Raw genomic sequence first — 3,954 nt, 5'->3', positions numbered from 1 at the left:
GGGTACCTGCGCGACCGGAACCAGTCTGGGGGGGGCGCGGCCTGAACCCCCCCACCTGCGCGCGCCGGGGGCCCGGGCTGTGGCGGGGGCACCGCTCGTTCAGTGGCTAGGTTTCGAGTCCTCAGACCACCGTGACGCTTCCGACCATCCCCATGTCGTCATGGAACTGGCAGAAGTAATCCCACGTCCCCCTCTGGGTGAAGGTCACGTGGAAGGTGGATGGGCCGCCTGCGAAGGCGGGCAAGAGCGTCCCGGAATCAACCAGTTGGCCGTTTTGGCGCAGCGAAGTGAACGTCGCCGTGTGAGGCACCACCACCTGGTTTGCGCTCATATCGAACGTCACGGTCGTTCCGAGGGGAACCACGTCCCTGTCCCAGATGAACCGCATGACCATCGCGACGTCGTCGCTCGCTCCGACGTACACATGGGTCGGTGTTGCCTTGGCAGCCGTGGTGGCCCACAGCCAGTACCCGTCGGCGAGAATACTGGCCGTCTGCAGCCGCGCCTGCAGGTCGTACCACGCCTGAGTATGCGGGTACGGAGTGTGCGGGGCGTGCACGTGGACGGTGATGGACATCATCTTCCCGTGGATCAGGCAGTACAGCGTGAAGTCACCGCGCGTCGTGAACTTCTGGACGTACGAGGTCACCGAGGGGAATTCGGACGAGGGCATCGTCGTGAGGATGCCGGAATTCGTCCACGGTGCGGTCGGATCGAAGACGGGTCCTCCCACGCGCGGCACGGCGTCCGCGAGGAGGTGGTCAACGGTGTCGGTCGGGAGAGGAGGATTCCCGTAGCTCACGGTGTGGATCTCGGCGCTGTTGGCGACGAAGTTGATCGAGTCGCCTTGGTCGATCGTGATGTCGCCAGGAAGGAATCTCATGCCCTGGATGGCCAGATCCGGGGACTGCTCGCCCACGAGGACCTTCCAGGTAACGGTGTTGGGGTTGGTGGTGACCGACGCCTCCGCGGGCGCTGTTCCGAAGAGGCCGATCAGAAGGCCGACCAGCGTGAGCAGAACGGCGATCCTGCGGCGATGCAGACGAAGTGACATGGAGGTGCTCCTCGCAGGAGGTGCGTGCCGTGCCCGGCCAGCGCGGACGACGGCGGGTGGCCGGCGCGCCTCATGCGCACCGACTGCGGGCGGCAGCCCAGAAACCCCACTAACGAGTGGACGCCGCTTCGGCGCCGAGACCTCTGCCGAACAGGGTGTGACCCATGGACCTCACGAACTGCGACCAAGGGTAGACCCCGCCCGGGCGACGCGGCAACCAGCCAAACGGAGCGGCACCGGACCCACCGCGTAGGATCGGTCCATGACCGAGCCCACACCGTCGTCGTCTCCCGCGCCCTCTGCCCCGGCCGCCCGCACGAGCATCCTCGTGGTCAACGGCCCCAACCTCAATCTGCTGGGGACGCGCGAGCCGGAGAAATACGGGACGGCGACCCTCGGCGACATCGAGCGGCTCTGCGCCGGCGCGGCGGACGCCCACGGTCTCGAATGCGACTTCGTCCAGTCGAACCACGAGGGCGCCCTCGTCGACGCAATCCATGAGGCCCGCCACTCGGCGATCGGCATCGTCATCAACGCAGGTGCCTACACGCACACGTCGGTCGCGATCCGCGACGCCATCTCGGCGGTCACCCTCCCCGCCGTCGAGGTGCACATCACGAACGTCCACGCCCGCGAGCCCTTCCGCCACCACTCGTACCTGAGCGACGTGTGCCGAGCCGTGATCGCCGGCGCAGGCACGCTTGGCTACCGGTTCGCGATCGAATACCTCGCTGAGCTCACGCGCGAACGGGTGCTGTAGCTACTTCCGGGTGCACTGGCCGGGCTGCACCGGCTGCGAGAGCCCGGGGGCCTGGTCCGCCACGGGCTTGACCTCGCCCATCGTGATCGCGTAGCCGACGTTCGGCGTATTGTCCGACTTCGCGAACACGACGCCCGTCACCGAACCGTCGAGCGTGAGCAGGGGGCCGCCCGAATTGCCCTGCTGCACGTTCCCCGCAATCTGGTACACCATCTTCGGCACGGCGTTGGCGCCGTAGATATCGGGGGCGAGCACCGTCGTCGTGCCTTGGATCGCCGCGGGACGCATCTGGAAGGGGCCACCGAGCGGATAGCCCCCGAACGCCGCGGACGTGCCGGGCGCGCTGTTCCCGGCAAGCGGGAGCGGGGACAGCGACAGGCTGTCGACGGCGAGGACGGCCAGGTCGTGCACGCTGTCGAAGTAGACCACCCGCGCCGTGCGCGCGCCGCCCCCGGGAAGTTCGACGACGGGCTCCTGCACCCCCGCTACCACGTGGGCATTCGTCATGACACGCCCGGGCGCCACGACGAATCCGCTGCCCGTCTGGTTCTGCCCGCACTGGAAGGCGGTGCCGGTGATCCGGACGATCGAGTGCGCCGCGGTGCGCAGCGCGGGCGCGTCGGTGTTCTCGTCCGGGATCGGCACGGGCTGGAGCGGCCCGATCCCCTCGATAATCCGCGGAAGGGTGTCGCCGAGGACGAAGGCCCGAATCTGCGCGGCCTCAGCCTTGACCGGGTCCGGCGTCAGCCCGTCGATCGCCGTGATGACCCGCGAGGAGGAGAGCTGCTGTGACAGCACGGGGACACCGACGCTGGACACCGTGAAGGACAGCATCGACATCACGATCGCCGCGACAGCGACATTCGCGATCCCGCCCAGGACCTTGTCGACGATGGCGAGCGGCTTCCAGCGGATCTTGCCCCGCAGCCGCCGCCCGAGTCCCGTCCCCACAGCATTGCCGGCGGCCATCAGGAGGATCGCGGTGATGACGACGGCGGCCGCGCGCCAGCCGCTGTCAGAGAGCCATTGGCTCACCAGGGGCACGGCGAAGAACGCTGCGGCGCCGCCGACGAGGAAGCCCACGATGCCGCCCAGGCTCACGAGAAAACCGGCCCGGACCCCGTAGACGAGGTAGCCGATCAGGACCACCACGAGCACGAGGTCCAGGAAGGTCGTGTCCAACATTGCCACCAGTCTATCGGCGCGGCCTGAGGCCATCCTGTGCGGCGCCGCGGTGGCGACTTCGTCACAAAGCCTTGTCGAATCTGGAAGAATGACCCCCAGCGCAAGCTGAAGGCTATTGACTAGGAGACTGAATTGGATATCGAGGTACTGCGCCGCGCGCCGCTCTTCGCCACTCTCGACGACGAGGCCTTCCGCCTTCTGACCGACGAGCTCACGGAGGTCGACCTCTCCCGCGGTGCCTCGGTGTTCCGTGAGGGCGATCAGGGCGATCAGATGTACTTCATCGTCTCCGGCAAGATCAAGCTCGGGCGCACGTCCCCGGACGGCCGGGAGTCGCTCCTCGCGATCCTCGGCCCCGGCGAGCTGTTCGGCGAGATGGCACTCTTCGACCCGGCCCCCCGCACCGCGACCGCAACCGCCGTGTCCGAGACCCGCCTCGCGGGCCTCAAGAACGACGCCCTCGTGTCGCTCCTCCGCGCCCGCCCCGAGGTCTCGGCCCAGCTGCTGCAGGCCCTCGCGCGCCGCCTTCGCCGCACGAACGACTCCCTGTCCGACCTCGTCTTCAGCGACGTCCCCGGCCGCGTGGCCAAGGCGCTCCTCGACCTCGCGGACCGTTTCGGACGTCCCGCTACGGACGGCGTCCTCGTTGCGCATGAGCTCACCCAGGAGGAGCTCGCGCAGCTTGTCGGCGCGTCCCGCGAGACCGTGAACAAGGCCCTCGCCGAGTTCGTGCAGCGCGGGTGGATCCGCCTCGAGGCCCGTGCCGTCGTCATTCTCGACATGCCGCGCCTGCGCCAGCGCTCCCGCTGACCCATTTCGGGTACAGCAGTGGGGCGGCCCGTTCCGGGGCGCACTGTGGTGCGCGAAGATTCGTGCTGGCACCGGTTGCCTCGGGCGGTATCCGGACTGATCCTGTAGGTGCCCGTCGTCGTGGACCCCGCTGTTTCTGTGGTGC

Annotated in this window: 4 protein-coding genes; 2 read left to right on the top strand and 2 right to left on the bottom strand. The window is 68.3% G+C overall.

All coding sequences use genetic code 11. The features are described 5' to 3' along the window. Window positions 1-121: 121 nt before the first annotated feature. Window positions 122-1,054 carry a cupredoxin domain-containing protein gene (locus ACTHL9_RS06030; RefSeq protein ID WP_440517940.1) on the bottom strand — a complete coding sequence of 311 codons (933 nt, stop codon included), beginning with the start codon at window positions 1,052-1,054 and terminating at the stop codon, window positions 122-124. A gap of 262 nt (window positions 1,055-1,316) precedes the next feature. Here ACTHL9_RS06030 and aroQ point away from each other — a divergent pair, with 262 nt between their 5' ends. Beyond that, window positions 1,317-1,814, top strand: coding sequence for a type II 3-dehydroquinate dehydratase (gene aroQ / locus ACTHL9_RS06025; RefSeq protein WP_440517939.1), 498 nt, complete (start codon window positions 1,317-1,319; stop codon window positions 1,812-1,814). Here aroQ and ACTHL9_RS06020 read toward each other — a convergent pair whose 3' ends face one another. Then, entirely contained in the window at window positions 1,815-2,999 is a 1,185-nt protein-coding gene (locus tag ACTHL9_RS06020) for a MarP family serine protease (protein WP_440517938.1), read from the bottom strand. Window positions 3,000-3,131: 132 nt separating this feature from the next. Between ACTHL9_RS06020 and ACTHL9_RS06015 the strand changes: the two genes are divergently transcribed. Next, window positions 3,132-3,809, top strand: a complete 678-nt coding sequence (locus tag ACTHL9_RS06015) for a Crp/Fnr family transcriptional regulator (RefSeq protein WP_440517937.1) — start codon at window positions 3,132-3,134, stop codon at window positions 3,807-3,809. The last annotated feature ends 145 nt before the right edge of the window (window positions 3,810-3,954 follow it).

Source organism: Sinomonas sp. (assembly GCF_051955515.1).
Classification (GTDB): Bacteria; Actinomycetota; Actinomycetes; order Actinomycetales; family Micrococcaceae; genus Sinomonas.
Note: the sequence above shows the minus strand (reverse complement) of the source record. Positions and strands in the feature narration are given on the sequence as shown.